The 25,820-nt window shown below is 63.2% G+C and carries 25 protein-coding genes; 12 read left to right on the forward strand and 13 right to left on the reverse strand.

Annotation, left to right across the window (positions count from 1 at the left end):
- Positions 1 to 106: 106 nt before the first annotated feature.
- On the reverse strand, positions 107 to 928 hold the full coding sequence (locus ACKLLE_RS24325) for an amino acid ABC transporter permease (RefSeq protein ID WP_420059299.1): 822 nt from the start codon (positions 926 to 928) through the stop codon (positions 107 to 109).
- Complete coding sequence (locus ACKLLE_RS24330; protein WP_009402462.1) at positions 925 to 1,746, reverse strand: ABC transporter substrate-binding protein; 822 nt, start codon at positions 1,744 to 1,746, stop codon at positions 925 to 927. The genes ACKLLE_RS24325 and ACKLLE_RS24330 overlap by 4 nt, the downstream gene beginning before the upstream one ends.
- A gap of 105 nt (positions 1,747 to 1,851) precedes the next feature.
- Between ACKLLE_RS24330 and ACKLLE_RS24335 the strand changes: the two genes are divergently transcribed.
- Positions 1,852 to 2,751 carry a homocysteine S-methyltransferase family protein gene (locus ACKLLE_RS24335; RefSeq protein WP_064302185.1) on the forward strand — a complete coding sequence of 300 codons (900 nt, stop codon included), beginning with the start codon at positions 1,852 to 1,854 and terminating at the stop codon, positions 2,749 to 2,751.
- 4 nt (positions 2,752 to 2,755) lie between these two features.
- Here ACKLLE_RS24335 and ACKLLE_RS24340 read toward each other — a convergent pair whose 3' ends face one another.
- The 3 genes from ACKLLE_RS24340 to ACKLLE_RS24350 are packed head-to-tail and all read right to left on the reverse strand — an operon-like array spanning position 2,756 to position 4,537.
- Positions 2,756 to 3,430, reverse strand: a complete 675-nt coding sequence (locus ACKLLE_RS24340) for a GNAT family N-acetyltransferase (protein ID WP_009402459.1) — start codon at positions 3,428 to 3,430, stop codon at positions 2,756 to 2,758.
- Positions 3,431 to 3,444: 14 nt separating this feature from the next.
- The gene (locus ACKLLE_RS24345) at positions 3,445 to 3,894 is read right to left on the reverse strand and encodes a GNAT family N-acetyltransferase (RefSeq protein WP_064302187.1); all 450 of its coding nucleotides are present in this window, start codon (positions 3,892 to 3,894) and stop codon (positions 3,445 to 3,447) included.
- A gap of 13 nt (positions 3,895 to 3,907) precedes the next feature.
- Positions 3,908 to 4,537: an FMN-binding negative transcriptional regulator gene (locus tag ACKLLE_RS24350; protein WP_064302188.1), complete on the reverse strand. Its 630-nt coding sequence runs from the start codon at positions 4,535 to 4,537 to the stop codon at positions 3,908 to 3,910.
- 93 nt (positions 4,538 to 4,630) lie between these two features.
- Between ACKLLE_RS24350 and pdxR the strand changes: the two genes are divergently transcribed.
- Positions 4,631 to 6,163, forward strand: coding sequence for a MocR-like pyridoxine biosynthesis transcription factor PdxR (gene pdxR, locus ACKLLE_RS24355; protein WP_420059300.1), 1,533 nt, complete (start codon positions 4,631 to 4,633; stop codon positions 6,161 to 6,163).
- Between the two features lie 104 nt (positions 6,164 to 6,267).
- Here the strand turns inward: pdxR and ACKLLE_RS24360 are convergent, their stop codons facing one another.
- The 5 genes from ACKLLE_RS24360 to aspA form a co-directional block, all read right to left on the reverse strand.
- Entirely contained in the window at positions 6,268 to 7,371 is a 1,104-nt protein-coding gene (locus tag ACKLLE_RS24360) for a polyamine ABC transporter substrate-binding protein (RefSeq protein ID WP_420059301.1), read from the reverse strand.
- The gene (locus ACKLLE_RS24365; RefSeq protein ID WP_064302190.1) at positions 7,368 to 8,414 is read right to left on the reverse strand and encodes a histone deacetylase family protein; all 1,047 of its coding nucleotides are present in this window, start codon (positions 8,412 to 8,414) and stop codon (positions 7,368 to 7,370) included. The genes ACKLLE_RS24360 and ACKLLE_RS24365 overlap by 4 nt, the downstream gene beginning before the upstream one ends.
- Before the next feature lie 217 nt (positions 8,415 to 8,631).
- Positions 8,632 to 9,609 (reverse strand): AraC family transcriptional regulator, encoded by a 978-nt coding sequence (locus tag ACKLLE_RS24370; protein ID WP_064302191.1) that lies wholly within the window; start codon positions 9,607 to 9,609, stop codon positions 8,632 to 8,634.
- Between the two features lie 52 nt (positions 9,610 to 9,661).
- Complete coding sequence (locus tag ACKLLE_RS24375) at positions 9,662 to 10,645, reverse strand: asparaginase (protein WP_420059302.1); 984 nt, start codon at positions 10,643 to 10,645, stop codon at positions 9,662 to 9,664.
- 160 nt (positions 10,646 to 10,805) lie between these two features.
- Positions 10,806 to 12,230, reverse strand: coding sequence for an aspartate ammonia-lyase (aspA, locus tag ACKLLE_RS24380; protein ID WP_009402447.1), 1,425 nt, complete (start codon positions 12,228 to 12,230; stop codon positions 10,806 to 10,808).
- A 182-nt stretch (positions 12,231 to 12,412) separates the two neighbouring features.
- On the opposite strand from aspA, the gene ACKLLE_RS24385 reads away from it, so the two are divergent.
- Positions 12,413 to 13,342 carry a LysR substrate-binding domain-containing protein gene (locus tag ACKLLE_RS24385; RefSeq protein ID WP_420059303.1) on the forward strand — a complete coding sequence of 310 codons (930 nt, stop codon included), beginning with the start codon at positions 12,413 to 12,415 and terminating at the stop codon, positions 13,340 to 13,342.
- Here the strand turns inward: ACKLLE_RS24385 and ACKLLE_RS24390 are convergent.
- Entirely contained in the window at positions 13,323 to 13,955 is a 633-nt protein-coding gene (locus tag ACKLLE_RS24390; RefSeq protein WP_240500604.1) for a hypothetical protein, read from the reverse strand. The genes ACKLLE_RS24385 and ACKLLE_RS24390 overlap by 20 nt on opposite strands.
- A 257-nt stretch (positions 13,956 to 14,212) precedes the next feature.
- On the opposite strand from ACKLLE_RS24390, the gene purE reads away from it, so the two are divergent.
- The 4 genes from purE (at position 14,213) to ACKLLE_RS24410 (ending at position 16,712) form a co-directional block, all read left to right on the forward strand.
- A complete protein-coding gene (purE, locus tag ACKLLE_RS24395; protein ID WP_009402441.1) occupies positions 14,213 to 14,704 on the forward strand; it encodes a 5-(carboxyamino)imidazole ribonucleotide mutase in 492 nt (163 codons plus the stop codon).
- A gap of 10 nt (positions 14,705 to 14,714) precedes the next feature.
- The gene (locus tag ACKLLE_RS24400) at positions 14,715 to 15,797 is read left to right on the forward strand and encodes a 5-(carboxyamino)imidazole ribonucleotide synthase (protein WP_064302194.1); all 1,083 of its coding nucleotides are present in this window, start codon (positions 14,715 to 14,717) and stop codon (positions 15,795 to 15,797) included.
- Positions 15,798 to 15,882: 85 nt separating this feature from the next.
- Positions 15,883 to 16,128: a GlsB/YeaQ/YmgE family stress response membrane protein gene (locus ACKLLE_RS24405; protein ID WP_009402432.1), complete on the forward strand. Its 246-nt coding sequence runs from the start codon at positions 15,883 to 15,885 to the stop codon at positions 16,126 to 16,128.
- 50 nt (positions 16,129 to 16,178) lie between these two features.
- The gene (locus ACKLLE_RS24410; RefSeq protein WP_064302195.1) at positions 16,179 to 16,712 is read left to right on the forward strand and encodes a DUF3299 domain-containing protein; all 534 of its coding nucleotides are present in this window, start codon (positions 16,179 to 16,181) and stop codon (positions 16,710 to 16,712) included.
- Positions 16,713 to 16,863: 151 nt separating this feature from the next.
- Here ACKLLE_RS24410 and ACKLLE_RS24415 read toward each other — a convergent pair whose 3' ends face one another.
- The gene (locus ACKLLE_RS24415) at positions 16,864 to 17,760 is read right to left on the reverse strand and encodes a D-hexose-6-phosphate mutarotase (protein ID WP_420059304.1); all 897 of its coding nucleotides are present in this window, start codon (positions 17,758 to 17,760) and stop codon (positions 16,864 to 16,866) included.
- A 72-nt stretch (positions 17,761 to 17,832) separates the two neighbouring features.
- Positions 17,833 to 18,234, reverse strand: coding sequence for an acyl-CoA thioesterase (locus tag ACKLLE_RS24420; protein ID WP_009402429.1), 402 nt, complete (start codon positions 18,232 to 18,234; stop codon positions 17,833 to 17,835).
- A gap of 357 nt (positions 18,235 to 18,591) precedes the next feature.
- Here ACKLLE_RS24420 and ACKLLE_RS24425 point away from each other — a divergent pair, with 357 nt between their 5' ends.
- The 5 genes from ACKLLE_RS24425 to ACKLLE_RS24445 all read left to right on the forward strand — a co-directional run bounded on the left by ACKLLE_RS24425 (position 18,592) and on the right by ACKLLE_RS24445 (position 25,777).
- On the forward strand, positions 18,592 to 19,881 hold the full coding sequence (locus ACKLLE_RS24425) for an MFS transporter (RefSeq protein WP_420059305.1): 1,290 nt from the start codon (positions 18,592 to 18,594) through the stop codon (positions 19,879 to 19,881).
- Between the two features lie 146 nt (positions 19,882 to 20,027).
- Positions 20,028 to 22,646 carry an S-type pyocin domain-containing protein gene (locus ACKLLE_RS24430; RefSeq protein ID WP_420059306.1) on the forward strand — a complete coding sequence of 873 codons (2,619 nt, stop codon included), beginning with the start codon at positions 20,028 to 20,030 and terminating at the stop codon, positions 22,644 to 22,646.
- On the forward strand, positions 22,643 to 22,969 hold the full coding sequence (locus ACKLLE_RS24435) for a hypothetical protein (RefSeq protein WP_420059307.1): 327 nt from the start codon (positions 22,643 to 22,645) through the stop codon (positions 22,967 to 22,969). Before ACKLLE_RS24430 ends, ACKLLE_RS24435 begins: the two co-directional genes overlap by 4 nt.
- 194 nt (positions 22,970 to 23,163) lie before the next feature.
- Positions 23,164 to 24,666 (forward strand): bacteriocin immunity protein, encoded by a 1,503-nt coding sequence (locus ACKLLE_RS24440; protein ID WP_420059308.1) that lies wholly within the window; start codon positions 23,164 to 23,166, stop codon positions 24,664 to 24,666.
- A gap of 112 nt (positions 24,667 to 24,778) precedes the next feature.
- A complete protein-coding gene (locus ACKLLE_RS24445; protein WP_009402416.1) occupies positions 24,779 to 25,777 on the forward strand; it encodes a phosphate ABC transporter substrate-binding protein PstS in 999 nt (332 codons plus the stop codon).
- Positions 25,778 to 25,820 lie beyond the last annotated feature (43 nt).

Genomic DNA, 25,820 nt, shown 5'->3' on the forward strand with positions numbered 1-25,820 from the left:
GTACCCTGTGGGAGCGGGTTTACCCGCGATTGCGGCGGTGAATTCACTGAAGTAATCGCGGGTGAACCCGCTCCCACAGGGTACGTGGTGCTTCACAACCAGGCGGTTACCGCTCGAAGCCTTTGCCGAAATGCCCCTCCAGCCGCGCCTGCACCAATTCCAGCGCCACCGACAGCAACCAGTAGATCAACGCCGCGGTGGTCAGCATCTCCAGGTACCGATAGCTCGAGCGTCCATACGACTGCGCCAGGAACATCACTTCCCACACACCCATCACCGAGATCAGCGACGAGTCCTTGAGCATCGAGATGAACTGGTTGGCGCCCGGCGGAATGATGGTGCGCATGGCCTGGGGCAGGGTGATGTGCCAGAAGATGGTCGCCGGCTTCATGCCCAGCGCCAGTGCGGCCTGGCGCTGGCCCGGCGCGACGCCGAGGATGCCGGCGCGGAAGATTTCACTGAGGTAGGCGCCGTAGTTCAACGACAGGGCGATGATCCCGGCACTGATCGCGCCCGGTACCAGGCCGATCTGCGGCAGACCGAGGTAGATCAGCAGGATCTGGATCAGCAGCGGCGTCCCGCGGAAGAACGAGGTGTAGAAGCTCGCTACGCCCAGCAGCACCGCGCTGCTCGACAGGCGCGCCAGTGCAGCGGCGAAGCCCAGCGCTACCGAGCAGACCATCGAGCACAGGCAGAGGAACAGGGTCAGCGCCGCCCCTTGGAGGAAGCCGTTCGGCCCGAGCTTGAAGCCCGCCAGGTTTGGAAACTTCTCGACGATGATCGAAAACTTCAGATCAAAACTCAGGAAGAAACCTACGAACACCAGCAGCAGGACCAGCCAGGTCAGGTACAGCCGCGTCCGGAAGCCCGGTAGCGGCAGGCCCGCGCGCGAGGCGGCGGGCTTGGGCGAGGGTTCGTGGGCACTCATTTGCTGATGTCGGCGCCTATCCATTTGTTCGACAGCCTGGCCAGGGTGCCGTCGGCCTTGAGCTGGGCGAAGACTTCGCGGACCTTGGCGTTCCATTCGGCGTCGCCTTTCTCGATGGCGACCGAGTTCGGCTCTTCATACAGCGGCGCACCGGCCAGCTTGAAGCGCTTGTCTTCGTTCAGGCGCGGCTGGGCGGTGACCAGGTTGGTAAGGATGGCATCCAGGCGCACGCCAGCGCCGAGGCCCAGGTCCTGGAAGGCCACGTTGTCGGTGTCGTACGGGGCGATCTGTACCGCATCGAAGGGGTAATCGATCTTCTGGTCCTCGGCACCTTCGATCACCAGGTTCTTGTTCAGGTAGCTTTCGTAGCTGGAGGCGCTGGTCAGGCCGACCTTGAGGCCGTTCAGGTCCTTGGCCGAGTGGATGCGCTCATCCTTGGCGTTGACCACGATCACCGCTGGCGAGGCGTAGTATTCGACCGGGAAATCGAACACCTCGGCGCGAGCCTTGCTCGGGGTCATGGAGCAAATGCAGATGTCATAGCGACCGCTCCAACGGCCGGCGGCGATAACGTCCCACGATGGCGTTTCCAGACGCAGTTTCACGCCCAGCTTTTCGGCCACGGCCTTGGCCACGTCCACGTCGAAGCCATCCAGCTGGTTTTGTTCATTGAGGAAGGAAAACGGTGGATAACTTTCCATCAATACGTTGACCAGTTCCTTGCGGGATTCCACACGGTCCAGGGTGGCGCCGGCGAAGGCTTGGGTGGCAGCGGTCAAGGCCAGCAGGCCCGCGCCCAACAGAGAGGAAAGTTGCATGGGAATCACCGGAAAAGTTGTAAGACAAAACGTATCAGGTATTAAATAGTTATAAGTAGGTGCGCACTAATACGTTTTATTTATATTTATAGAAGCGAGTGTTATATGGGCGAAAAGTCGTTGGTCATTCTTGATGGCGGCATGGGCCGGGAACTGGCGCGCCGCGGTGCGCCGTTCCGCCAGCCGGAGTGGTCGGCGCTCGCATTGAGCGAGGCGCCGGAGGCAGTGGTGGCGGTGCATCGGGCGTATATCGATGCCGGTGCGCAGGTGATCACCAGCAACAGCTACGCGGTGGTGCCTTTCCATATTGGTGAGGAGCGGTTCAAGAACGAGGGCCGCGCCCTGGCCAGTACCGCCGGGCAACTGGCCCGCGCGGCGGCCGATGCCGGACCGCAGAAGGTTCGTGTCGCCGGCTCGCTGCCGCCGCTGTTCGGTTCCTATCGCCCGGATCTTTACCAGCCCGAGCGGGTTGGCGAAGTCCTGACTCCGCTGGTCGAAGGCCTGTCCGAGCACGTCGACCTATGGCTGGCGGAAACCCAGAGCGCCATTGCCGAGGTCCAGGCGATCCGTGCCGGCCTGCCGCAGGACGGCAAGCCGTTCTGGGTCTCGTTCACCTTGCAGGACGAGGATGTGGATAACGTACCGCGCCTGCGTTCCGGCGAGCCGGTCAGCGAAGCGGCCGAAGCCGTGGCGGCACTGGGCGTGCAGACCCTGCTGTTCAACTGCAGCCAACCGGAAGTGATCGGCGATGCCATCGATGCGGCCCTGGCCACCTTCAAGCGCCTGGCTGTGGATATCTCCGTTGGTGCCTATGCCAACGCCTTCCCGCCGCAGCCGAAGGATGCCACTGCCAACGATGGCCTCGACGAGCTTCGTGAAGATCTCGACCCACCGGGCTACCTGCACTGGACGCAGAACTGGCGCCAACGCGGCGCCAGTCTGCTGGGTGGTTGCTGCGGTATCGGCCCGGAGCATATCGAACTCCTGGCCAAGCAGCTGAAGTAAGCCGCTAGGCTTCGGCGCGACAGGCTTCCAGCGTCCTGAGCTGACCCTCGGGGCGCTGGTTGTCGGCGCTCAGCCAGCGTTCATAGGCGGCGGCAATCGCCGGCCATTCGTCATCGGTGATCGAGTACCAGGCCGTATCGCGGTTCTGGTCCTTGACCACCATATGCTTGCGGAACACCCCCTCGTAGGTAAAGCCGAAACGCTCCGCCGCGCGCTTGGAGCGGGCGTTGGCGTTGTTGCATTTCCATTCCAGCCGACGATTGCCCAGCTCGAACGAGAGCTTGCTCAACAGGTACACCGCCTCGGTGCCCTTGGGCGTGCGCTGCATCGCCGCACCGAAGGCAATGTGCCCGACCTCGATACGGCCCTGGGCCGGCACGATGGACATCAGGCTGAGAATGCCCTGCACCTGCCCGCTGGCCAGGTCGATCACGCTGTAGAACAGCGGATCGCGACTGGCGGCATTGCCTTCCAGCCATTGATCGAACGGCGCACGCTCGGTGAAAGGACCATAAGGCAGGTAGTCCCACAGCTTGCCGTCTGACTCACGACCTTGCAGCACCTCCCAGAGATCATCGCCATGCTGGCGCGGATCGAGTTTTTCCAGACGGATAAAGCGGCCGGTCAACGGCTCGGCCTGCGGCTCCCTGGCCGGATGCCAGTTCAGATTGTTGCTCATCGATGCACCTCGGCTTACGGAATCTGCTTGCGGAACTGGATGAAGCCAGGGCGTTCGGCGACCTGCTCGTACAGGGAAATCGCGGTGGCATTGGTTTCGTGTGTCAGCCAGTGGACCTTGGCGCAGCCTGCTTCGGCGGCCTGGGCGTAGACGTGCTCGATCAACTGGCGACCGATGCCCAGGCCGCGCTGCGTGCTCTCTACGTACAGGTCCTGCAGGTAGCAGGCGTTTTCCACGGACCAGTTGGAACGATGGTAGATCCAGTGGACCATGCCCACCGCCTCGCCATCGACCCAGGCCAGGGCGGCATTGGTCGGCTCGGACGGCTCGAGGAAGCGCTGCCAGGTCACGGCGCTGACCGTGTCGGGCAGGGCGGTTTGGTAGAAGCGCAGGTAGGCTTGCCACAACGGGTACCAGGCCTCATGGCTGGCGGCGCTGACCGGGAGAATCTGTACGGTTGGCATGTGACACGTTCCTTCAGGGTTGCTGCATCAGGGCAGCGAGGTGGTTGTCCAGCGGATCGGCGCTGGCGGCCAGGCCGCTGCGCACGCCTTCGCGATCGATGGCCGAGCGGTTCTGGCTGAGTTTGCGGTTGCATTGCAGGCGTTCGATGGGGATGGCGAACCCGACGATGGCCTTGAGCATGCCGTCCAGGTAGTCGGCAGGGGCGTCGTCCACCGACCAGGGACGCTCGCGGCCCTGCTCGTGGCGGTCGCTGAGGCGGCGGACGATCGCCAGCAACGGTTCTGCATCGTGGATAACTTCCGGTATGCCCCAGGCGTGCACGGCGACGTAGTTCCAGGTTGGTACGGTGCGTGGGTCCTGCGCCTTGCTCGGGTAGAAGCCGGGGCTGACATAGGCATCGGCGCCCGGGAACACCACCAGCACCTCGGCACCGCTTTCCAGGTCACGCCACTGCTTGTTGCCGCGGGCCATATGGCCATAGAGCGTGCCTTTCTCGCCCGACTGCGGATCCAGCAGTAGTGGCACATGAGTGGCCAGCAGGCCCTGTTCCCCGTGGGTAATCAATACGGCCAGGCGGGTGTTGCCGATATGGGCGTGCAGGCTTTGCAGGTCGTCGTCTCTGAACGCGCTGGGTGTGTACATGGAGAATTTTTCCTTGGCGAATGGCTTCATCCTAGGCAGGCTATTGGTTCAGTGTAAGAGCCATTTCAGGTCAGTTTTCTGGGTCCAATCGTTATGAACGAGCCGTCCGTTTCCCTGCCTTTCGATCCCTCGGGTATTGTCCTCGACCGCCGCCAGGGCCTGACCCGCCAGCTTTACCAAGCCCTGCGTGCACGGGTGCTGGACGGACGCCTCGGCAGTGGCACGCGCTTGCCGGCGAGCCGGGACATGGCGGCGATCCTCGGTTTGTCGCGCAACAGCGTGGTGCGCGCCTACGACCAGCTCTACGCCGAGGGCTTCATCGAAAGCCGGGTTGGTGATGGCACCTACGTCAGTCAGCTGCCGAAGCTGTCCACGAAAGTATCCACAAAAATGTCCACAGGGTTATCCCGGGGTTTATCAACAGGTTTATCCACATTTCTGCTGGGAAATACTGGCGATTCATCCAGTAAAGTTATCCACAATGCTCCGATTTTTCGCCTCGAAACCCACCATTTGCCTACGCCACGAAGCGGTCCGCCCCGGGCATTTCGCGTTGGCGTACCGGCGTTCGATCTGTTCCCGTTCGAGGTCTGGGCCAAGCTGCAGGCGGGTTTCTGGCGAAATCCGCATGCGCAATCGCTCGGTTACGGCGACCCGGCGGGGGAACCGCTGCTTCGGGAACTCATCGCCGCCTACCTGCGGCGTTCGCGGGGGCTTTCCTGCACGCCTGAACAAATTGTGATCACCACCGGCGCGCAGCAGGCAATCAGCCTTTGTGCACAGCTGCTGTTGGAGCCTGGAGTGGGGGTGGCTGTGGAAAACCCGGGGTACCGGGCTGCCGGGTGTGCCTTCGGGTTGACGGGGGCGACGGTGCACGGTGTTGCGGTGGATAGCGAGGGACTGGATTGCACCGCACTGGCAGCGTTGAAGAACTGCCGGATGGCCTATGTCACGCCGTCTCACCAGTACCCCACCGGGGTGGTCATGAGCCTGGCCCGGCGCCTGGAATTGCTGGCCTGGGCCGAGCGCAGCGATGGCTGGATCGTCGAGGACGACTACGACGGCGAGTACCGCTACAGCGGCGCGCCGTTGGCGCCGCTGGCGGCACTTGATCGCAGCGGGCGGGTGCTGTACGTCGGCACCTTCAGCAAGGTGGCCTTTCCGGCGTTGCGCCTGGGCTACCTGGTATTGCCGAAGCAACTGGTGGAACCGTTCTCCCGCGCCAGGGCGCTGATGGTGCGGCATTCGGAGGCAGGTACGCAGGCGGTGATGGCGCAGTTCATGGCCCAGGGGCATTTCCAGCGGCATATCCGGCGCATGCGTCGGGCGGCCTTGAGCCGCCGCAATGCGTTGATCGCGGGCTGGCCTGTGGATATCTCCGGTGTTGGCGCATTGCCGGAAATGGTTGCTGGGCTGCATGTGAAGGTGGATGTGGATAACCCCGAACGGGAGCGCTGGCTGGTGGAAAAGGCGCTGGAGGCAGGGGTGGAGCTGAATGGGTTGGGGGATTACTGGCTGCCGGGGACTGTGGATAAGACTGCGGGGCTGGTGCTGGGGTTTGCGGCGGTGGGGGAGGCCGGGATTGCCGAGGCTTTGGGCAAGCTTAGGAAGGTGTGGAACGGGTGAAGGTATTTGCTGTTCATTAGGGCCCTATCGCGGGTGAACCCGCTCCCACAAGGTCTGCGGTGCACGCGATCCCTGTGGGAGCGGGTTTACCCGCGATGAGGCCATCAGGTCCCGGCCTTGATCTTGGTCCAGGCCCGGGTCCGAGCCCGTTCCGCATCCCGGCCCAAAGGCTGCAACGTGTACAGCCTGGTCATCGCCTCTGCCGTCGGGTACAGGTTCGGGTTGTTGCGGATCGCCGGCGCCACCAGCTCCGTCGCGTCCTTGTTCGGGTTCGGATACCCGACGAAATCACTGATCGGCGCAATCACCTTCGGTTGCAACAGGTAGTTGATGAACGCATGGGCATCCTCGGGATTGGCCGCGCCCTTCGGAATCGCCAGCATGTCGAACCAGATCGGTGCGCCTTCCTTCGGCAGGCGCATATCCACCACCACGCCGTTCTTCGCCTCGATCGCCCGGTTGGCCGCCTGCGAGAAGCTGCCCGAATAGCCCACCGCCACACAGATATCGCCGTTGGCGATGTCGGCCATGTACTTGGAGGAGTGGAAGTAGGTGATGTACGGGCGGATCTTCAGCATCAGCGCTTCGGCTTTCTTGTAGTCCTCGGGCTTGCTGCTGTTCGGCGACAGGCCCAGGTACTGCAAGGCCAGCGGCATGATTTCCGACGGCGAATCGAGCAGCGCCACGCCGCATTGCTTGAGCTTGGCGATGTTCTCTTCCTTGAAGATCAGGTCCCAGCTGTCCACCGGTGCGTTGTCGCCCAGCGCGGCCTTGACCTTGGCCGGGTTGAAGCCGATCAGCACGGTGCCATACATGTAGGGCACGGCGAACTTGTTGCCCGGGTCGTTGGCTTCGATCAGCTTCATCAAGGCCGCATCCAGGTGCTGCCAGTTCGGCAGCTTGCTGCGATCCAGTGGCTGGAATACCCCGGCTTCGATCTGCTTGGCCAGGAACACGTTGGACGGCACCACCACGTCATACCCGGAGTTGCCGGTAAGCAGCTTGGCTTCCAGGGCCTCGTTGGTGTCGAAGATGTCGTACACCAGCTTGACCTGGCCGTCCTTCTGGAAGTCGGTCAGGGTCTGTGGGGTGATGTAGTCGAACCAGTTGTAGACCCGCAAGGTACGCGGTTCGGCGGCGGCCTGGAGGCTGCCGGCGAGCAGGGAGGTACACAGCAGGGGGGCGAGCAGGCGCTTGAGTCGGGTCATGCTTGGGCTTCCTGTTGACTGCGTTCGAAACCTTCGAGAACGTTCACGGCATTGATGCCGATTTCTTCCACCGCGTAGCCGCCTTCCATCACGAACAGGGTCGGCTTGCCCAGGCGCGCGATGCGCTCGCCCATGGCCAGGTAGTCGGGGCTGTCGAGCTTGAACTGGGAAATCGGGTCGTCCTTGAAGGTGTCGACGCCGAGGGACACGATCACCACGTCCGGGGCGTAGGCATCGATCCGCTCACAGGCCTGGTCGAGGGCGGCGCTCCAGGTGGCCCAGTCGCTGCCGGCGGGCAGCGGGTAGTTGACGTTGTAGCCCTTGCCATCGCCTTCGCCGTGTTCGTCGGCATAGCCGAGGAAGAACGGGAATTCCGCCTGGGGATCGCCGTGGATCGAGGCGAACAACACGTCGCTGCGCGTATAGAAGATTTCCTGGGTGCCGTTGCCATGGTGGTAGTCGACATCGAGGATCGCCACGCGCTGGTGGCCCTGGTCGAGGAAGGCCTGGGCGGCAATGGCGGCATTGTTCAGGTAGCAATAGCCGCCCATCACGTCGCTGGCGGCGTGGTGCCCTGGCGGACGGCAAAGGGCGAAGGCGCTATGGGCACCGGCCTGGATCGCGGCCTGGCCGGTCAGGGCGACCTGCGCTGCGCTGTAGGCGGCCTGCCAGGTGCCGGCGGTGATCGGTGCACCGGCATCGAAGCTGTAGTAGCCAAGTTCGCCCAGCAGGCTGGTGGGTTTGACCGAGCGCAGGGTACGGGCCGGCCAGGTGAACGGCAGCAGGTCGCCGTCGCGCTCCAGTTCGGCCCAGCGCGCCCAGGCGCCTTCGAAGAAATTCAGGTAATCGGCGCTGTGCACCCGCTGCAGCGGGGCGCGGCCGAAATCCGTAGGGCCGCTGATGGGGCCAAGGTTGCGTGCCTTGACCCGCTCAAGGACGTGGTCGGCGCGCGACGGCATTTCGAAGCAGGGCATGAGTTGCCCGTCGATCAGCTCGCAGCGGCCGTGGTGCAGGCGGTGGTCATCGGAATAGATCGTCAGCATTTGTTGTTCTCCGGAGCACTGGCGTTGATTCCCGGATGGTGCGGTGCAAAGCGGTGAGGCTGAACGGTGGAAGTGGCCAAAAGGGGATCGATATGGCCAAGGGTGGCGTCCGGCTTTGTTTCTGTGGTGTCGGCGATCGCCGGCAACGCCGGCTCCCACAGTTCTTGCGGTGCACGCGGTCATTGTGGGAGCTGGCGTTGCCAGCGATGAGGCCGGTTCAGGCCCTGAAATGGCTGGGGGCGACCCCGCTCCAGCGCATGAACGCATGCCGGAAACTCGCTGTTTCACTGAAACCCAGCACCTCGGCGATCCGGTAGATCGGCATCTGCCCTTCACCGAGCAAATGCTTGGCCCGTTCGAAGCGTAGCTCGTCCAGCAGTTGCTGGTAGCTGCTGCCCATCTCGCCGAGGTGGCGGCGCAAGGTGCGCGACGAGCAGTTCATCTGTCGCGCCAGGCCCTCCAGCCCCGGGGGTGCGCCCAGCTGATCGGCGAGCAACTGGCGGATCCGCCCGAGCCAGGCCTGGCGTCCGGTGAATTCCAGGTTCAGCTGCCGGCAACGTTCGCTCATGGTTCCGTGGGTAACCTGGTCTGCCAGCGGCAACGGCTGCTCAAGCCAGTTGCGATCGAACGCGAAGGCGTTGTCCACGGCATCGAAGTGCAGCGGGCAGGTGAAGGTTTGCCCGTACTGCTGGCGATAGTCCGGCTCACCATGGGCGAAACGTGCGGCGAGCAGCGGCAGGGGCTTGCCCAGCAGGTCATCGCAGATCACCTTCAGCGAAACCAGGCAGAACTCTGCATTGAACGCCGCCAGTTCCGGCTCCTCGCGGTAATCGCTGGCGCTGAACCAGACGCGCTCGCCTTCCTCGACCAGGCGCAGGCGGAAAAGTGTTCCCAGCAGCGCGGGGTAGCGCAGCGCCAGGCGCAAAGCGTCACCCAAAGTGGCACTGGACAGCAGGGCATAACCGAGCATGCCGTAGGAAGAAACATGCATGCGCCGCCCGAGTTCCAGGCCGATATCCCGGCGCCGGGCCACCGCATTGGCGCACACCTGCATTTCCTGGCGCGTGGTGATGCGCGAGTCGGCACGGCCAAGGTCGGCGGTGCTGATACCGCTGCCCTGGAGCAGGGCTTCGTCGCGGAAGGTCTGCACGACCAGGGATACCGCGTGCAGCGTGGTCAGGTGGGAGTGCAGCATGCTCGATTACCGGGCTGGTGGACTGTGCGGAAAACGAGCAATTTGCATGCCTTCACACCAGGTCCAGTTCCATCAGGCGGCGCACTTCCTCGAACGGCAGGCCGCTGCCCAGCAACCATTGCAGCTTGCCGAAAGCCGCTTCGCGGGTCAGCCCGCCACCCGATAGCACGCCGGCCTGGCGCAGGCGGCTGCCGGCCGCATAGATATCGAACTCGACACCGCCTTCATGGCATTGGCTGATCGCCACCACCACGAGTTCACGGGAATGGGCCTGTTCGAGAGCGTGGATAAAGTCCTGGTCGTCGCTTGGCCCCGTACCGCTGCCGTAGCATTCCAGAACCAGGCCTTGGGCGCCGCTGTGGATAACTGCACGCAGCAGATCCGCGGAAATCCCCGGGACCAGGGGAAGCACGGCGATATCCACAGGCTGCCGTGGCTGGCGGTAGCTCAATGCGGCGGGCAAGGTGGAAGCGGTAGTGGTCAGGGCATTGCGCTTGAGCGCCACGAACGGGTTTCGCCCATAGCTGCGCACCTTGGTGGTGCGCTGGGGTGGCAGCAACTCGCCATGGAAGAACAGTTGCACGCCGGCCGGCTGTCCATCGGTCAGGGCTTGCAAGGCCCCGGTGAGGTTTTCCCAGGCATCGCTGTCCTGCACGCCGGCCGGCAGCATCGAGCCGGTGAACAGGACCGGCGTTTCCAGCCCGAGCAGCTGGAAGCTCATGGCCGCCGCGCTGTAGGCCAGGGTATCGGTGCCATGGAGGACCAATACGGCATCGCAGCCGCCATCCACGGCATCGATGACGGCATCGCGCAGGCGCAACCAGTAATGAGGCGTCATGTTGGCGCTGTCGATCAATGGCGCCATTTCCCGGAAACGCCAGGGCGCCAGGTCCGTCCTTGTGGATAACGCTTCACGCATGCGCTGCTCGAAACCGGAAGCAGGGGCCAGGCCGTCGGCACTGGCCTGCATGCCGATGGTGCCACCGGTGTACAGCACCATGATGCTGCGGGCGGGACGGGGGGACGCCGGATTCATGCGCCATTCTCCATGGTCGGTCTTGTTCGTAGCCGGGCACGTTACGACATCCGGGGCGTTTCTGTCAGGCATAAAAAAAGGGCCCGGGGTGTAAGCCCTGGGCCCTCAAAGGTGAGAGGTGTCTAGTCCCTCGACCTGGTGAGACGGTTGGTGCGTGGGGTTACGCCTTCAGCGGAACCAGACGCGGAGCGATCATGTTTTCCGGACGCAGGATGTCGTTGAGCATCGCTTCGTCCAGCAGCTGTTCCTCGCGCACCAGTTCCAGCACGCCGCGGCCGGTTTCCAGGGCGACGCGGGCGATACGGGTGGCGTTTTCATAGCCGATGTACGGGTTCAGGGCGGTGACCAGGCCGATCGAGTGTTCGACCAGTTCGCGGCAGCGCTGTTCGTTGGCGGTGATGCCGACGATGCAGTGCTCGCGCAGCATGTCCATGGCGCGCTGCAGCAGGCGGATGGAGTCGAAGATCTTGTAGGCGATCAGCGGTTCCATGACGTTCAGCTGCAGTTGGCCGCCTTCGGCAGCGACGGTCAGGGCCAGGTCGTTGCCCATGATGGCGAAGGCCACCTGGTTCACCGCTTCCGGGATAACCGGGTTGACCTTGCCTGGCATGATCGAGCTGCCTGGCTGGCGCGCCGGCAGGTTGATCTCGTTGATGCCGGTACGCGGGCCGCTGGACAGCAGGCGCAGGTCGTTGCAGATCTTCGACAGCTTGACCGCGGTGCGCTTGAGCATGCCGGAGAACAGGACGAAGGCGCCCATGTCCGAGGTGGCTTCGATCAGGTCGGCAGCCGGAACCAGCGGCTGGCCGCTGATGGTGGCCAGGCGCTGTACCGCCAGGGCCTGGTAGCCCGGGTCGGCGTTGATGCCGGTACCGATGGCGGTACCGCCCAGGTTCACTTCGGTCAGCACTTCCGGCGCCAGGGTGCGCAGGCGGTTCAGGTCTTCGGTCAGCGTCGTGGCGAAGGCACGGAATTCCTGGCCCAGGGTCATAGGTACCGCGTCCTGCAGCTGGGTACGGCCCATCTTCAGTACGTGGTTGAATTCTTCACCCTTGGCCGCGAAGGCCTGGATCAGGCTGTCGAGGCTGGCCAGCAGGGCGTCGTGACCGAGCAGCAGGCCCAGGCGGATCGCGGTCGGGTAGGCGTCGTTGGTCGACTGCGCCATGTTCACGTCGTTGTTCGGGTGCAGGTACTTGTACTCGCCCTTCTGGTGGCCCATGACCTCCAGCGCGATGTTGGCGATCACTTCGTTGGCGTTCATGTTGGTCGAAGTACCAGCACCGCCCTGGATCATGTCCACCACGAACTGCTCGTGGAAGTCGCCACGGATCAGGCGGGCGCAGGCCTCGCTGATGGCGGCGTGCTTGGCATCGCTCAGGTGACCCAGCTCACGGTTGGCGTCGGCAGCGGCCTGCTTGACCATGGCCAGGGCCACGACCAGCTTCGGGTAGTGCGACAGCGGAACACCGGACAGATGGAAGTTGTTGGCAGCACGCAGGGTCTGGATGCCGTAGTAGGCGTCGGCAGGGACTTCCAGGGTGCCAAGCAGGTCTTTTTCAATGCGGAACGATGCAGCAGCGGACATGATGGATATCATCTCGAATTAACCCGGCACATGCCGGAATGGCGCTAATCCTAGGGGCGAGCCCCCTTTTGCGGCCAATGCTGTTGCACGCTAACCTATGCACAAACGGCATAACGTCTCATGTGACGTTTTGTCGAGATCAAGCGTGTTCCAATTTGGTGCATGCTTTCGGAGAGAGTTTCATGAACCTTGAAAGCAAATGGCTGGAAGACTTCAGTGCGCTGGCAGCCACCCGCAGCTTTTCCCAGGCCGCCGAGCGCCGTTTCGTCACCCAGCCGGCGTTCAGCCGGCGGATCCGCAGCCTTGAGGCGGCGCTCGGGCTGACCCTGGTCAACCGCTCGCGCACGCCCATTGAACTCACCGCCGCCGGGCAGTTGTTCCTGGTCACGGCACGTACCGTTGTCGACCAGTTGAGCGAAGTTCTCCGCCATTTGCATCATCTCGAAGGTGGGCAGGGTGAGGTCATCCAGGTTGCTGCCGCGCACTCCCTGGCCCTGGGTTTCTTCCCGCGCTGGATCGCCCAGTTGCGCAACGACGGGCTGAATATCGCCACGCGCCTCGTGGCCACCAACGTCGGCGATGCCGTGCATGCCCTGCGCGAGGGCGGCTGCGACCTGATGCTGGCGTTCTACGATCCGGATGCGGCGCTGCAGATGGATGCGGAGATCTTCCCGTCCCTGCATATGGGCCACACCGAGATGTTGCCGGTGTGCGCCGCCGGGCCCGACGGCAAGCCCTTGTTCGATCTTGAAGGCGAGGGCAGCGTGCCCTTGCTGGCGTACAGCGCCGGCGCGTTTCTCGGCCGCTCGGTGAACCTGCTGCTGCGTCAGCGCAACCTGCGTTTCACCACGGTCTACGAGACGGCCATGGCCGACAGCCTGAAGAGCATGGCCCTGGAAGGCCTTGGGATCGCCTGGGTCCCGCGCTTGTCGGCACGGGCCGAGCTGGAGCGGGGCGAACTGGTGATCTGTGGCGGTCCCCAGTGGCATGTGCCACTGGAGATCCGCCTTTATCGATGTGCCTTGGTACGCAAGGCCAATGTGCGCTTGCTCTGGCGCAAGCTGGAGTCGGGCATGCAGGAGCAGGCAGCGGTCAATTCCCCGAACGCCTGAGGTAGCGGGCGATGTTGGCGCGGTTTTCCTCGGAATAGCGGTAGCAATTGGAGCGCACGTTCAGACGGGTGGGGAACATGTAGGTTTCGCAGAACCAACCGTTGAAATTGACTTCGGCCGCCTCGTGGGTGGCGCTGAGCGTATGGCCCAGCTCGTGGCCAGGGGTGGCATAGGAGTGTATCGAAGCGATCGCGGCGTGGCCGGTCTGGTGGGCCAGGCCCAGGGTTTCGTTGCCGGGATCCAGCGGCAGGCGGGTCAGCAGCAGGTACTTGTTGTGCAGGACGCCGCCTGGCGCGTTCTGTTGCCGGCGCCATGTCCAGGCGGCATCCGACCAGGCCGCGAGGGACTGGGAGGGATCGTCGGCGTGATAGTCGAGGTCGGTCAGGCCGGGAACGTTGCGCTGAAAGCGGATTTGCACGGGCAGATCGGTGATTTCGCGCATCTCTGCCAGCCAGGGGTCGAAATAGTCCAGCCGGAGCTGTTCGTTGGAAATGTCCACCAGTTCATCGTGGGGAAACACCCAGACGGTCAACGCGCTGTCGGCATTGACGAAGGCGGCGTGGTACAGGGCGGCGAAGGCCAGGGGCAGGGTGGTACGTATTCGTTTGCGCATAAGGATATCCTTGGCAATTGGGGTAGTGCGCCTCGACAGTAGTCCCCAAGGCTGGTGCCCGAGCATCTGGAAGCCTCTCAGCGGGCCATCGCCCGACCTTACCAACGGGGCTGGGCGGCTTTGCCCCGACTGCGCTATAATCCCGCGCCTTCGGCCGACCCGGTCGATTCAGAATCCGTATGACGAGCCACGCCGGTCTTCCCGCGTGGCTCGTTGCTTTTGGCGCGTCACAAGACGCTTGCAGGAGAGGCTCGACGATGAGTGCACTGGTTGGCGTGATCATGGGCTCCAAGTCCGATTGGTCCACCCTTAGCCACACCGCCGATATGCTGGAAAAACTCGGCATTCCCTACGAAGTGAAGGTGGTTTCCGCCCACCGCACCCCGGACTTGCTGTTCCAGTACGCCGAAGAGGCGGAAGGTCGCGGGATCGAAGTGATCATCGCCGGAGCCGGTGGCGCTGCCCACCTGCCGGGCATGTGCGCGGCCAAGACCCACCTGCCGGTGCTGGGCGTGCCGGTGCAGTCGTCGATGCTGTCCGGTGTCGACTCGCTGCTGTCCATCGTGCAGATGCCCGCCGGCATCCCGGTCGCCACCCTGGCGATCGGCAAGGCCGGTGCGATCAACGCGGCATTGCTCTCGGCGAGCATCCTCGGTGCCAAGCATCCGCAATTCCACACTGTGCTGAAGCAGTTCCGCGCAGAACAGACAGACAGCGTTCTGGACAATCCAGACCCGCGCCAGGCCTGAGGTCGCTGCCATGAAGATCGGTGTAATCGGTGGCGGCCAGCTCGGCCGCATGCTGGCCCTGGCGGGCACTCCGCTGGGCATGAACTTCGCCTTCCTCGACCCCGCACCGGACGCCTGCGCCGCGCCGCTGGGCGAGCACCTGCGTGCCGACTACGGCGACCAGGACCACCTGCGCCAGCTGGCCGATGAAGTCGATCTGGTGACCTTCGAGTTCGAAAGCGTGCCGGCGGAAACGGTCGCCTTCCTCTCGCAGTTCGTCCCGGTCTACCCGAGTGCCGAAGCCCTGCGCATCGCCCGTGACCGCTGGTTCGAAAAGAGCATGTTCAAGGACCTGGGCATTCCGACCCCGGCCTTCGCCGATATCCAGTCGCAAGCCGACCTGGACGCCGCCGTGGCCAGCATCGGCCTGCCGGCCGTGCTGAAAACCCGCACCCTGGGCTACGACGGCAAGGGCCAGAAGGTCCTGCGCAGCGCCGCCGATGTGGTCGGCACTTTCGCTGAGCTGGGCAGCGTGCCTTGCCTGCTGGAAGGCTTCGTGCCGTTCACCGGTGAAGTCTCGCTGGTCGCCGTACGTGCCCGCGATGGCGAAACCCGCTTCTACCCGCTGGTGCACAACACCCACGAGAGCGGCATCCTGCGCCTGTCGATCGCCAGCAGCGAGCACCCGTTGCAGGCGCTGGCCGAGGACTACGCCGGTCGCGTGCTGGAGAAGCTGGACTACGTCGGCGTGCTGGCCTTCGAGTTCTTCGAGGTCGATGGCGGCCTGAAGGCCAACGAGATCGCTCCACGGGTGCACAACTCCGGGCACTGGACCATCGAAGGCGCCGAGTGCAGCCAGTTCGAGAACCACCTGCGCGCCGTGGCCGGCCTGCCGCTGGGCTCGACCGCCAAGGTCGGCGAAAGCGCCATGCTCAACTTCATCGGTGAAGTGCCGGCGGTGGACAAGGTCGTCGCTATCGACGATTGCCACCTGCATCACTACGGCAAGGCCTTCAAGGCCGGGCGCAAGGTCGGTCATGCCACCCTGCGCTGCGCCGACATGACCACGCTGGAACAGAAGATCCAGCAGGTCGAAGCCCTGATCACGGGTTGAACCTCCCCGACCGGCAGCCCTCTGATGGCAGGACACCGAAGCGCTGACTAGGCTTTTGGTGGTGGACTCACTCAGAGGGATTGCCATGGGAATCATCGGAACCATCTTCATCGGCCTGATCGTCGGACTCGTCGCGCGCTTCCTCAAGCCCGGCGACGACAGCATGGGCTGGATCATGACCATTCTGCTCGGCATCGGCGGCTCGCTCGCGGCGACCTACGGTGGCCAGGCCCTGGGCATCTACCAGGCGGGTGAGGCGGCCGGTTTCATCGGCGCGGTGGTGGGCGCGATCATCCTGCTGGTGATCTACGGCCTGATCAAAAGAAACTGATTGCGGGATAGAATGCTCGGCAACTTTTCCTACGGTTGCCGAGCTTTTTCATGCGCGCGCTTTTCCTGATCCCACTGCTGTTGTGCAGCACCCTTGCCCGGGCCGAACTGCCTGAAACCGACTGGCTGGACCTGATGCCCAGGTCGGACCAGAAAGCCCTGGAAGAAATGCCCGAGATCGACCACAACTCGCCCGAGGCCCAGGGCACCTTCACCGCCAAGGGCGGCCTGAAGCAGAGCAAGGGGCTGCCGGCGGTGATGTACTCGACCAAGACCGTGCCCGGCATGAACGGCAAGTCCATCCGTCTGGGTGGCTATCCGGTACCGCTGGAGGCCGATGCCAAGGGCAACAGCACCCTGTTCTTCCTCGTGCCTTACCCGGGCGCCTGCATCCACGTGCCGCCGCCGCCGCCGAACCAGCTGGTGCTGGTGCGTTATCCGAAAGGTGTGAAGCTGGCGGATATCTACACGCCGCTGTGGGTCAGCGGGACCTTGAAGGTCGAGAAGGTCAGCAATGACCTGGCGGATGCGGCCTATGCGATGGATGCGGCGAAGGTGCGGGTTGTGGAGGATGCGGACCTGTAGTGCTGAAGCACGACCTTGTATGTCCGGTCGGGCCAATCGCTGGCAATGCCAGCTCCCACAACTTGCGCGTCGGGCACAAATTCTGCGGCAGGCTCAGCACCCTGTGGGAGCCGGCGTTGCCGGCGATGAGGCAATCAGCAACAGCACAGGTTCAGAGGGGTTCGCTGGAGAGCGTCAGGCCGAGGGTATGACTCGCGCCCGGCGCCAGCTCGACGATGTCATCCCACACATTTGCCGTTTCGATGCACAGCATGCGCTGCCAGCCGTCGTCGGCCATGTCCGGCAGTTGCGCGGCGCGTTCGGTCCAGGGGTTCCAGATCACCGCCGAGCGCGAGCCGCTGCTGCTGATGCGGATACGTCGCTCCCACGCGGGATCGATGATGCTCAGTTCCGCAGGCGTATCCAGGTAGATACGGTCGGTTTCGCCGCTGAACGCCAGGTCCGTCTGCTGGGTACGCTGTTCCCAGTCGGCGAGCGTCTCGATGTAATCCCGGCCTTTCACCCCTTCCACCCGCACCGAGCGCACGTCGCTGACCGCGAAGTAGCTGTGCAGCGCCTGGCTGAGGGTGACTTTTTCATCGCCCAGGTTGCGACTGGTGAGGTTGAAGGCCAGGTGCGCGCCCAGGCGGATCTCGAGGGTCAGTTCGACCTTGTGCGGCCAGCCGGCCAATGCGCCCTGGGTTTCAGGCAGCCCGAACGACAGTTGCACCTCGTCGCCAGTGCTGTCGATGCCGAGCAACTGCCAGTCGCGCCCGCGCACCAGCCCGTGGGCCGGGGCGTCACTGCCCTGGAACTGTTGCTGAACGGCCAGCGGGTTGCGCTGCAGATTACCGAACCACGGCCAGCACACCGGAACGCCGGCGCGCACCGATTTGCCGCGGTTGAACAGGGCCTGGTCGCTCAGCCAGAGAAGGGGCGGTTCGCCCAGTCGCTGGTAGCTCAGCACCTGCGCACCCTGCTGGGCCACCAGCAGCTCGGCGCTGTCAGTGGTGATGCGCCAGCAGTTGAGTTCGCCGTGTTGTTCCGATTCGACCTTGGGTGTGGACATGCGCTGCTCTCGTTGGATATGCCGTGAGGTCTTCGACCTTGCAAGAACCTGCGAGTTTAGCGCGAGCCCTGGTCAGCGACGAGGCGGGACGGAGCGGGTGCGGCCGCTGCCATCGATGGCGACGAAGACGAACACCGCCTCGGTAACCTTGCGCCATTCGCTGGACAGCGGATCGTCGCTCCACACTTCGACCATCATCTGGATCGAGCTGCGGCCGATCTCCAGGGTTTGGGTATAGAACGACAGCTGCGCGCCGACCGCTACCGGAACCAGGAAGGCCATGCGATCGATCGCCACGGTGGCGACGCGCCCGCCGGCGACACGGCTGGCCATGGCGGTGCCGGCAAGGTCCATCTGGGCGACCAGCCAGCCGCCGAAGATATCGCCGAAACCGTTGGTTTCGCGGGGAAGTGCGGTGATTTGCAAGGCCAGGTCGCCTTGCGGGATAGGATCTTCTTGTTCGAGCTCAATCATGCCGGGGGTGCCTCTGACCCGTGACGCTTCGTTGGTTGACGCAGTAACGCCGCAAAAAAACGATCCAGCCCACTCACTACACTGTTTTCGCTTCGAAGGCGGCGGAGGGAAACTCTGCGAAACCGACCAGGCCAAGCCTGGCAGCGTTTTCGCACAATATCCCACCTTGGGTGCAACCGGTTTCGACGAGGGGCCAGTATATAGAGCCTCGCAGACAGCGACGACCATGCAGTCATGATTATCTGCGCGGAATATGTAGATCTGTGTCGCTTTCGGACAATTTGTTATCGTGCGGGGTTCTTTCCGGCCTCCATAAGCCTTGCTGCCCGCTTCTACCTTCCATTAAGAGAAGTCAAAATGACATCGGTTCCCTCCAGCCTCGACCAGCCGGCCCGGCCGCTGACCCGCAACGATTACAAGACCCTGTCGCTCTCCGCCCTCGGTGGTGCGCTGGAGTTCTATGACTTCATCATCTTCGTGTTCTTCGCCACGGTGGTGGGCAAGTTGTTCTTCCCGGCGGACATGCCCGAGTGGCTGCGCCTGATGCAGACCTTCGGCATCTTCGCCGCAGGCTATCTGGCGCGGCCGCTGGGCGGCATCGTCATGGCCCACTTCGGCGACCTGCTGGGGCGCAAGAAGATGTTCACCCTGAGCATCTTCATGATGGCCGTGCCGACCCTGATCATGGGCCTGCTGCCGACCTACGCGCAGATCGGCATGGCGGCGCCGATCCTCCTGCTGCTGATGCGGGTGATCCAGGGCGCGGCGATCGGCGGCGAGGTGCCGGGGGCATGGGTGTTCGTGTCCGAGCACGTGCCGGCACGCAATACCGGCTTCGCCTGTGGCACCCTGACCGCCGGCTTGACCGCCGGCATCCTCCTCGGCTCGTTGGTCGCGACCCTGATCAACAGCGTCTACAGCCCGGAGGAAGTCGCCGACTACGCCTGGCGGATCCCGTTCCTGCTGGGTGGCGTGTTCGGCCTGTTCTCGGTGTACCTGCGTCGCTGGCTGCACGAGACCCCGGTATTCGCCGAACTGCAGCAGCGCAAGGCCCTGGCCGAGGAAGTGCCGCTGCGCGCCGTGCTGCGTGACCATCGTGGCGCCATCGTCCTGTCGATGCTGCTGACCTGGCTGCTGTCCGCCGGCATCATCGTGGTCATTCTGATGACCCCGACCATATTGCAGACCGTCTACGGCTTCACCCCGAGCGTGGCGTTGCAGGCCAACAGCCTGGCCATCGTCCTGCTGACCCTGGGCTGCATCGGTGCGGGCAGGCTGGTCGACCGCTTCGGCGCGGGTCGTGTGTTCGTCGCCGGTAGCCTGGCGCTGCTGGTCAGCTCCTGGACCTTCTACCACACCCTTGCCGAGCACAAGGACCTGCTGTTCCCGATGTACGCCCTGACCGGGCTGTGCGTCGGCATCGTCGGCGCCGTGCCCTTCGTCATGGTCCGCGCCTTCCCGCCGGTGGTGCGCTTCAGCGGCCTGTCGTTCTCCTACAACGTGGCCTACGCCATCTTCGGCGGCCTGACCCCGATGGCCGTGACCGCGCTGCTCAAGTTCAGCCCGATGGCCCCGGCGCTCTACGTTGCCGGGATCTGCACCATCGGCTTGCTGGTCGGCCTGTATCTGCTGGCGACCAAGCGCTGATCCGCCACGCCTCCGTTGCAGGGCAATCCTGCAACGGGCTTTGCGAAATACATTGATGCATATGGCCGCCTTGCGGCCATAAACATGTACCCCAGCCGCACCCCTCCAGCTCGCCACCCTGCGCCATACAGACAAGGAGATTCTGTATGGACAAGTTATTTCCCGATAGGACGACGGGCGATGTGGTTATCCGCGACGGCACCGTCGAAACGCAAGGACCGAGGGACGCGGGCTTTTTCGACATAGGCGGCGGAAGTGGATTTTCCGGTGGCTTTGGCGGATCGAGCCGCAAGCGCGCGAAGAAGCGCGCCAAGGCCAGGGCAGCGGCCATCGCCAAGCGCCGCGCCGAGCAACAAGCCGCAACCGAAGCGGCGCGGCAGGCACAACTCGCTGCCCAGGCCGCCGCCCAGGCCGCTGCTCATCAGCAATGGGTGCAGCACTTCGCGCAGACCCAGCAAGCCACCCGGGCAACGATAGACAGGCACTACGCGGCCAATCTCGGCAACGTTGGTCAAACGTTGAAAGCCGAGTTGGAGGCCGTACGCAAGTATCCCGCCAATGACGGTAGCGAGCGCTGGCAGTTGCACCTGATCACCCGGGAACGGCAGGTGATCGAGGAGATGATTGCGGCGAAAGCCGCCGAGTTGCAGCTCAAGAACCAGCAGGCTCGGGCTTTCGACGGTCATGATCCGCTCCAGCATTCCCCGCAGGACTACGCCGAGCGCCTGGCGCAGCAAAGCTCCAGCCAGTCGTTCCAGCAACTCCACCAGGCCTGGGAAGCGGCCTATATCGCGGCCCAGGAAGCGCAGTTGCTCTCCGAAGCCATTCGCCAGTTGACCGAGCGATCCAATGCGTTGGCGGCTCGTCACGCCGAGCAGAAAGTCGTGTGGAAGGCCCGCGAGGAGGAATGGGAGCGGCAGCGTCAGTACAAGGAACTGCGTGAGGCACGGGTCCGGTTCAAGCAGCTGGCGGATGAAAACCTGCGGCTGAAGCGGATCCGCGAGGCCAATTCGCTGACCATGCCAATGGCGGCCACCGCCGCTGGAAGCCTGCTCACCTGGGACGGCGTCCGGGTGGCGGAAGGTGTGGTGTCGGCGATCGAGCGAGCGGTTGGCGACTCGATCAGGGAAATTGCCCGGGTTGCGGCCATTCGCACCGGTCAGGCGCTTGGGACATTTGTAACTGCGGCGACCTATTCCACGGCCTTGGGCAACGGCGAGCTGATGCCGGAGCAGCGCCGCCTTCTTCAAGGGATCGGAATCCCTGCCGAGGGCATAGGCCTGCGTGCAGGACAGGACCTGCAGGCCCTGGCCGAGCGCGGCGGGATGGCCGAGGTCGATTATCGGGTCAGGCTGGAAGCCCACGGCAACAGCACCGCCATCATCGTTGCCAGCACCGGTGATGAAATCTCTTCCGGGGTCCCGGTGAGAACCGCGGTGTTCGATCCGTTGACCAACACCTACCGGGCTGAAGGCCAGGCGGCAACCGACCGGGACCTGGTGTTCACGGCTGACAGCGCATTGGCGGACCCGCTCAAGCCGCAGGTGCAGACGGCGTCCGGCCTGCTGTCCTCCGAACCGCAAGCGCTTGCGATTCCCGCCGGTGTCGACACCCGGATCAACGACTGCATCGTCTGTATCCCCGGCAGGGCGCCTCTCTATTTCTCGTTTGACGTACCGCCAGCCGGCACGGGCATTGTCGGTGGTGGTGGCCAGGTTGCCGCTCCGGGTTGGTGGGATGCCAGCGCCCGGGCGAGCGGGGCGGCGATTCCTGCGCAGGCGGCCGACACGTTGCGGGGCAGGGAATTCGCGTCGTTTGCCGGTTTCGAGCAGGCGCTGTGGCAGTCTATTGGCGAAGAAGCCGCCCCCGGCGGGACGTTCAGCGAGATCAACCAGCGGCGTATTGCCAACGGACTCGCGCCTTATGCGCCGAAAAGCACCTGGGTAGGTGAGCGCCGCGAGTTCGAGGTGCGGTACTCGCAGAGCGCGGCGTTGGGCAACGCGCCGTATGACCTGGATCGCCTCAGCCTGCACAGCCCGGCCAGCGCCTTCGGTGTGCGAGCCCAGCCCCAGCCATTTGCGCCCTGGCTGCAACTGGGCGAACCGATTTCACTCGAGGCCGCGAAATCGCTGGCGCACTCCTCGGGAGGGCGGCGTACCTGGACTCCGCTGGTGCCGCCGGGCAGCGAGCTGCTCGGTCCGACCGATCTGCCCCTGGTGCCGCCGCTACCCGGGACCATTCCTGGCGCCGAACTCGATCCGTATCGGCCGCAAATCGAAACACTTCCGGGGTTGGACGAGGAGGAGACCGGGTCCAGGCTTCCTGGTTACGGAGAGGGGAATGATCTGCCGTCGCCGGGGTTGGTTTTTTCGGAGCCATTGGATGTTGGGCCAGCTGATCAATTGCAGAGAGACAGTAACGGAGATGGTCTGGATATCGATCATATTGTTTCGAAGAAAGCATTGCAGCTATACCTGTCGAGAGCGTTTCCGAACATGACTGGTCCGGACATAAAAGCGGCAATCTCCAAGGCACCTGGTATTGCGATCCCTAGCGAAGTTCACAGGAAATTCAGTGAAACCTACGGTGGGAGAAATACCAAGGAGAAGCAGAACGCCGATGCTCTTGATTTAAAATCCGCTATCGACAGAAATTTCGATGCGATAAAGCCGGGGCTTATTGAACATGGGCTGGAAGAATCGAAAATTGAGCAGGCCAGGCAAAAAATACATGATCTGCAAAGACAGCAAGGGTGGATAAAATGAAGAAGGACGATATCGATAAAATCGTTGGATTTCTTGGTCGACCTTATGCAGAACTTGCTGCGGAGAATATTTTTCCAGAGGTAGAGTTTAGCGAAATCTACCCTGGCTCTGAGAGTGTTTACATCCTTCCAGAGGAAGGCCTTGGGTTGGATTTTCTGGCGGAGAATAAAGTGTTGAAGGCGTTGCACATAACGCTGAAAGAAACATACGAAGGCACTAGCGTATATAAAGGCGAGCTTCCCGAGATTTTTTTCCGGGAATGGACCAGGAGATGGTTCTCGACTTGTTCGGTGAGCCTGTCTCTTCTGGGGCTCCGGTTTTAATGCCTGTGCCTATAGGGCAGACGGGAGGCTGGGCGTTCTACGTGTACGATGACGAACTATTCCCTGGAGTATTACTGCAGTTTCAGTACGCGGCTGATATGCAAGTAAAAACAGTAGTTTTTGCGTTGAAATAACAGAGCTGGCCGCCATGCGCTTACAGCGTGGCGGCTTCTATTAATTAAAGGAGCTTTGAAATGGAATTCAAGCCAACACTTATCGACTACACCCCCGAAGAATTCAAATCCCTCGTCCAGACCCTCTGGAACGCCGACCTGGACAACGCCACCCACGCCCGACTGATCGACCATTTCGACAAGATCATCGGCGACCCCATCGGTGCCGATCTGCTGTTCTATCCGCCATATCTGGAAACCGGCACGGCCCACTCGGTCGATAGCATCGTTTTTCATGTCCGTCAGTGGCATCACCGCCAGGGCAAGGCCGCTTTCCGCAACGACCCCGTACCGGCCCCGCCCAAGCCGCCTGTTCGCTTGAGCCAGCAGGAGCGCAAGGTCGCCGAGTCGAACAAGGAACTGGACAAGACCAACCAACTGATCGCCCAGATCGATGCGGCGGTGAAGTCAGTCGATGACGGCGTGCAGCAGGTTGCCCGGTTGCTGGACCTCTGGCAGGCGCAACCTCTCGATTCGCGGTCCATTGCCGCACATATAGAGGAAATGAGCGCGCTCGAAAGCGCGCAAACCGACATGGTCCGGACGATAAAGGCACTCGAGTCCATGACACTGAAGGTCCAGTTCGCCAGGTCCGGTGCCGAGCGCAACCTCACCAGTCCATTCCGTGATCCGGCTATCCAGGCCCAGGTGCTCGCCCTTATCACTGCGGGCAGCAGCCGCTATCTGGCATCAATGGCCGCTACCGAGCAGCGCCATCGGCAGTTGCACGAGCGCTGCACGCTGCTGTTCGCGGCAGCGGAGGAGCACCTTGTCCGCCGCTTGTCCGCGCCTGGGGTGCAGGTCGGAAATACAGCGAGGGTCGTGACGCTTTCATCCCGAGCTTGCCAGTTGCGTCCGGCATTGATGTTCGCCGAAGCCATTGCAATCGATGACCCTGCAAATCTCACCGCCATGAAAAAGTCCATCCGTTCCGCCGTGGCCGAGTTCAGTTGGCAGGCGACCTCACTCAAGGACGAACATCCGGGCACCTTCTGCGGTGTCGCCGGCTTCTTCTTCGAGCACTGGAAGGCGCGCAGCGAGTACGCGGTCAGCGTGCCGCTTGGTGATCTGATGCCCATTGATGGCCACGACTGGGAAGCGCTGGCCCGCTCCGGCGCCGAGGTCGATCTGCCTTATCGCCTGTTCTCCCGATCCGCTCCGGTCGAACGGCGGAAGATCGTTGTCGGGCTAAAAGAGATCACGGCAATGCAACAGATCTGCCTGACACCCACCAGCGGCAGCGAGTTGTCTGCGAAGGTCAAGGTGGTAGCGGTGGGGCAGGCGCTCAGCCATGCGGTTTCAGGGTTGTCGTCCATGGAACTGCGCTGGAGCAGGGCGATCGGCGGCCAGTCCGCAGCGCGTCAGGTGGGCGGCGTGATCGACCTGCCCGAGACGCCCTTGCTGGAGCCCCTGAGCGCTGTCGGCCAGGTGAGGTTCGATGACTGCATCCTGGTCTTCCCGACAGGCAGCGGCCTGGAGCCGCTGTATCTTATGTGCAAGCGCGGCAGGGGCGTCCCGACATAATGAATGATGGCCTTTAATCTAATTGTCACAATCCAGTCATAGATTAGACATGCGCCCTACAGATACTGGGCCCCGATCCATCTCACCCCCGAATTCCTGCTAGGAGCAAGGCATGAAACTGAAGCGTTTGATGGCGGCCCTGACCTTTGTCGCCGCTGGCGTTGCCACCGCCAATGCGGTCGCCGCTGTTGATCCAGCCATTCCGACCTACACCAAGACCACCGGTGTGTCGGGCAACCTGTCCAGCGTTGGTTCCGATACCCTGGCCAACCTGATGACGCTGTGGGCTGAGGCGTACAAGAAAGAGTACCCGAACGTAAACATTCAGATTCAGGCCGCCGGCTCCTCTACCGCACCGCCCGCGCTGACCGAAGGCACCGCCAACCTGGGCCCGATGAGCCGCAAGATGAAGGACGTCGAGCTGCAGGCCTTCGAGCAGAAATATGGCTACAAGCCTACCGCCATCCCAGTGGCTGTCGATGCCCTGGCCGTGTTCGTGCACAAGGACAACCCGATCAAGGGCCTGACCATGGCCCAGGTCGATGCGATCTTCTCCTCGACCCGCCTGTGCGGCGCCAAGGCCGACGTCAAGACCTGGGGCGACCTGGGCGTGACCGGCGACCTGGCCAACAAGCCGGTGCAGCTGTTCGGCCGCAACTCGGTATCCGGCACCTACGGCTACTTCAAGGAAGAAGCCCTGTGCAAAGGCGACTTCAAGCCTAACGTCAACGAGCAGCCAGGTTCGGCTTCCGTGGTGCAGTCGATCAGCTCCTCGCTGAACGGCATCGGCTACTCCGGCATCGGCTACAAGACCGCCAGCGTCAAGACCGTAGCCCTGGCCAAGAAAGAAGGCGGCGAATTCGTCGAAGACAACGAAACCAACGCCCTGAACGGCACCTACCCGCTGTCGCGCTTCCTGTACGTGTATGTCAACAAGGCGCCGAACAAGCCTCTGGCCCCGCTGGAAGCCGAGTTCGTCAAGCTGGTCCTGTCCCAGGCCGGTCAGCAGGTCGTGGTGAAGGATGGCTACATCCCGCTGCCAGCCAAAGTGGCTGAAAAAGCCCTGGCTGACCTGGGCCTGTCCCACAGCGCCGGTGTCGCAAAAAACTAACCTGTGATCTCGTGGGGCCCGGTGGACGCCGGGCCCCAGCGGC

The organism is Pseudomonas bharatica (genome assembly GCF_048586865.1).
Classification (GTDB): Bacteria; Pseudomonadota; Gammaproteobacteria; order Pseudomonadales; family Pseudomonadaceae; genus Aquipseudomonas; species Aquipseudomonas bharatica.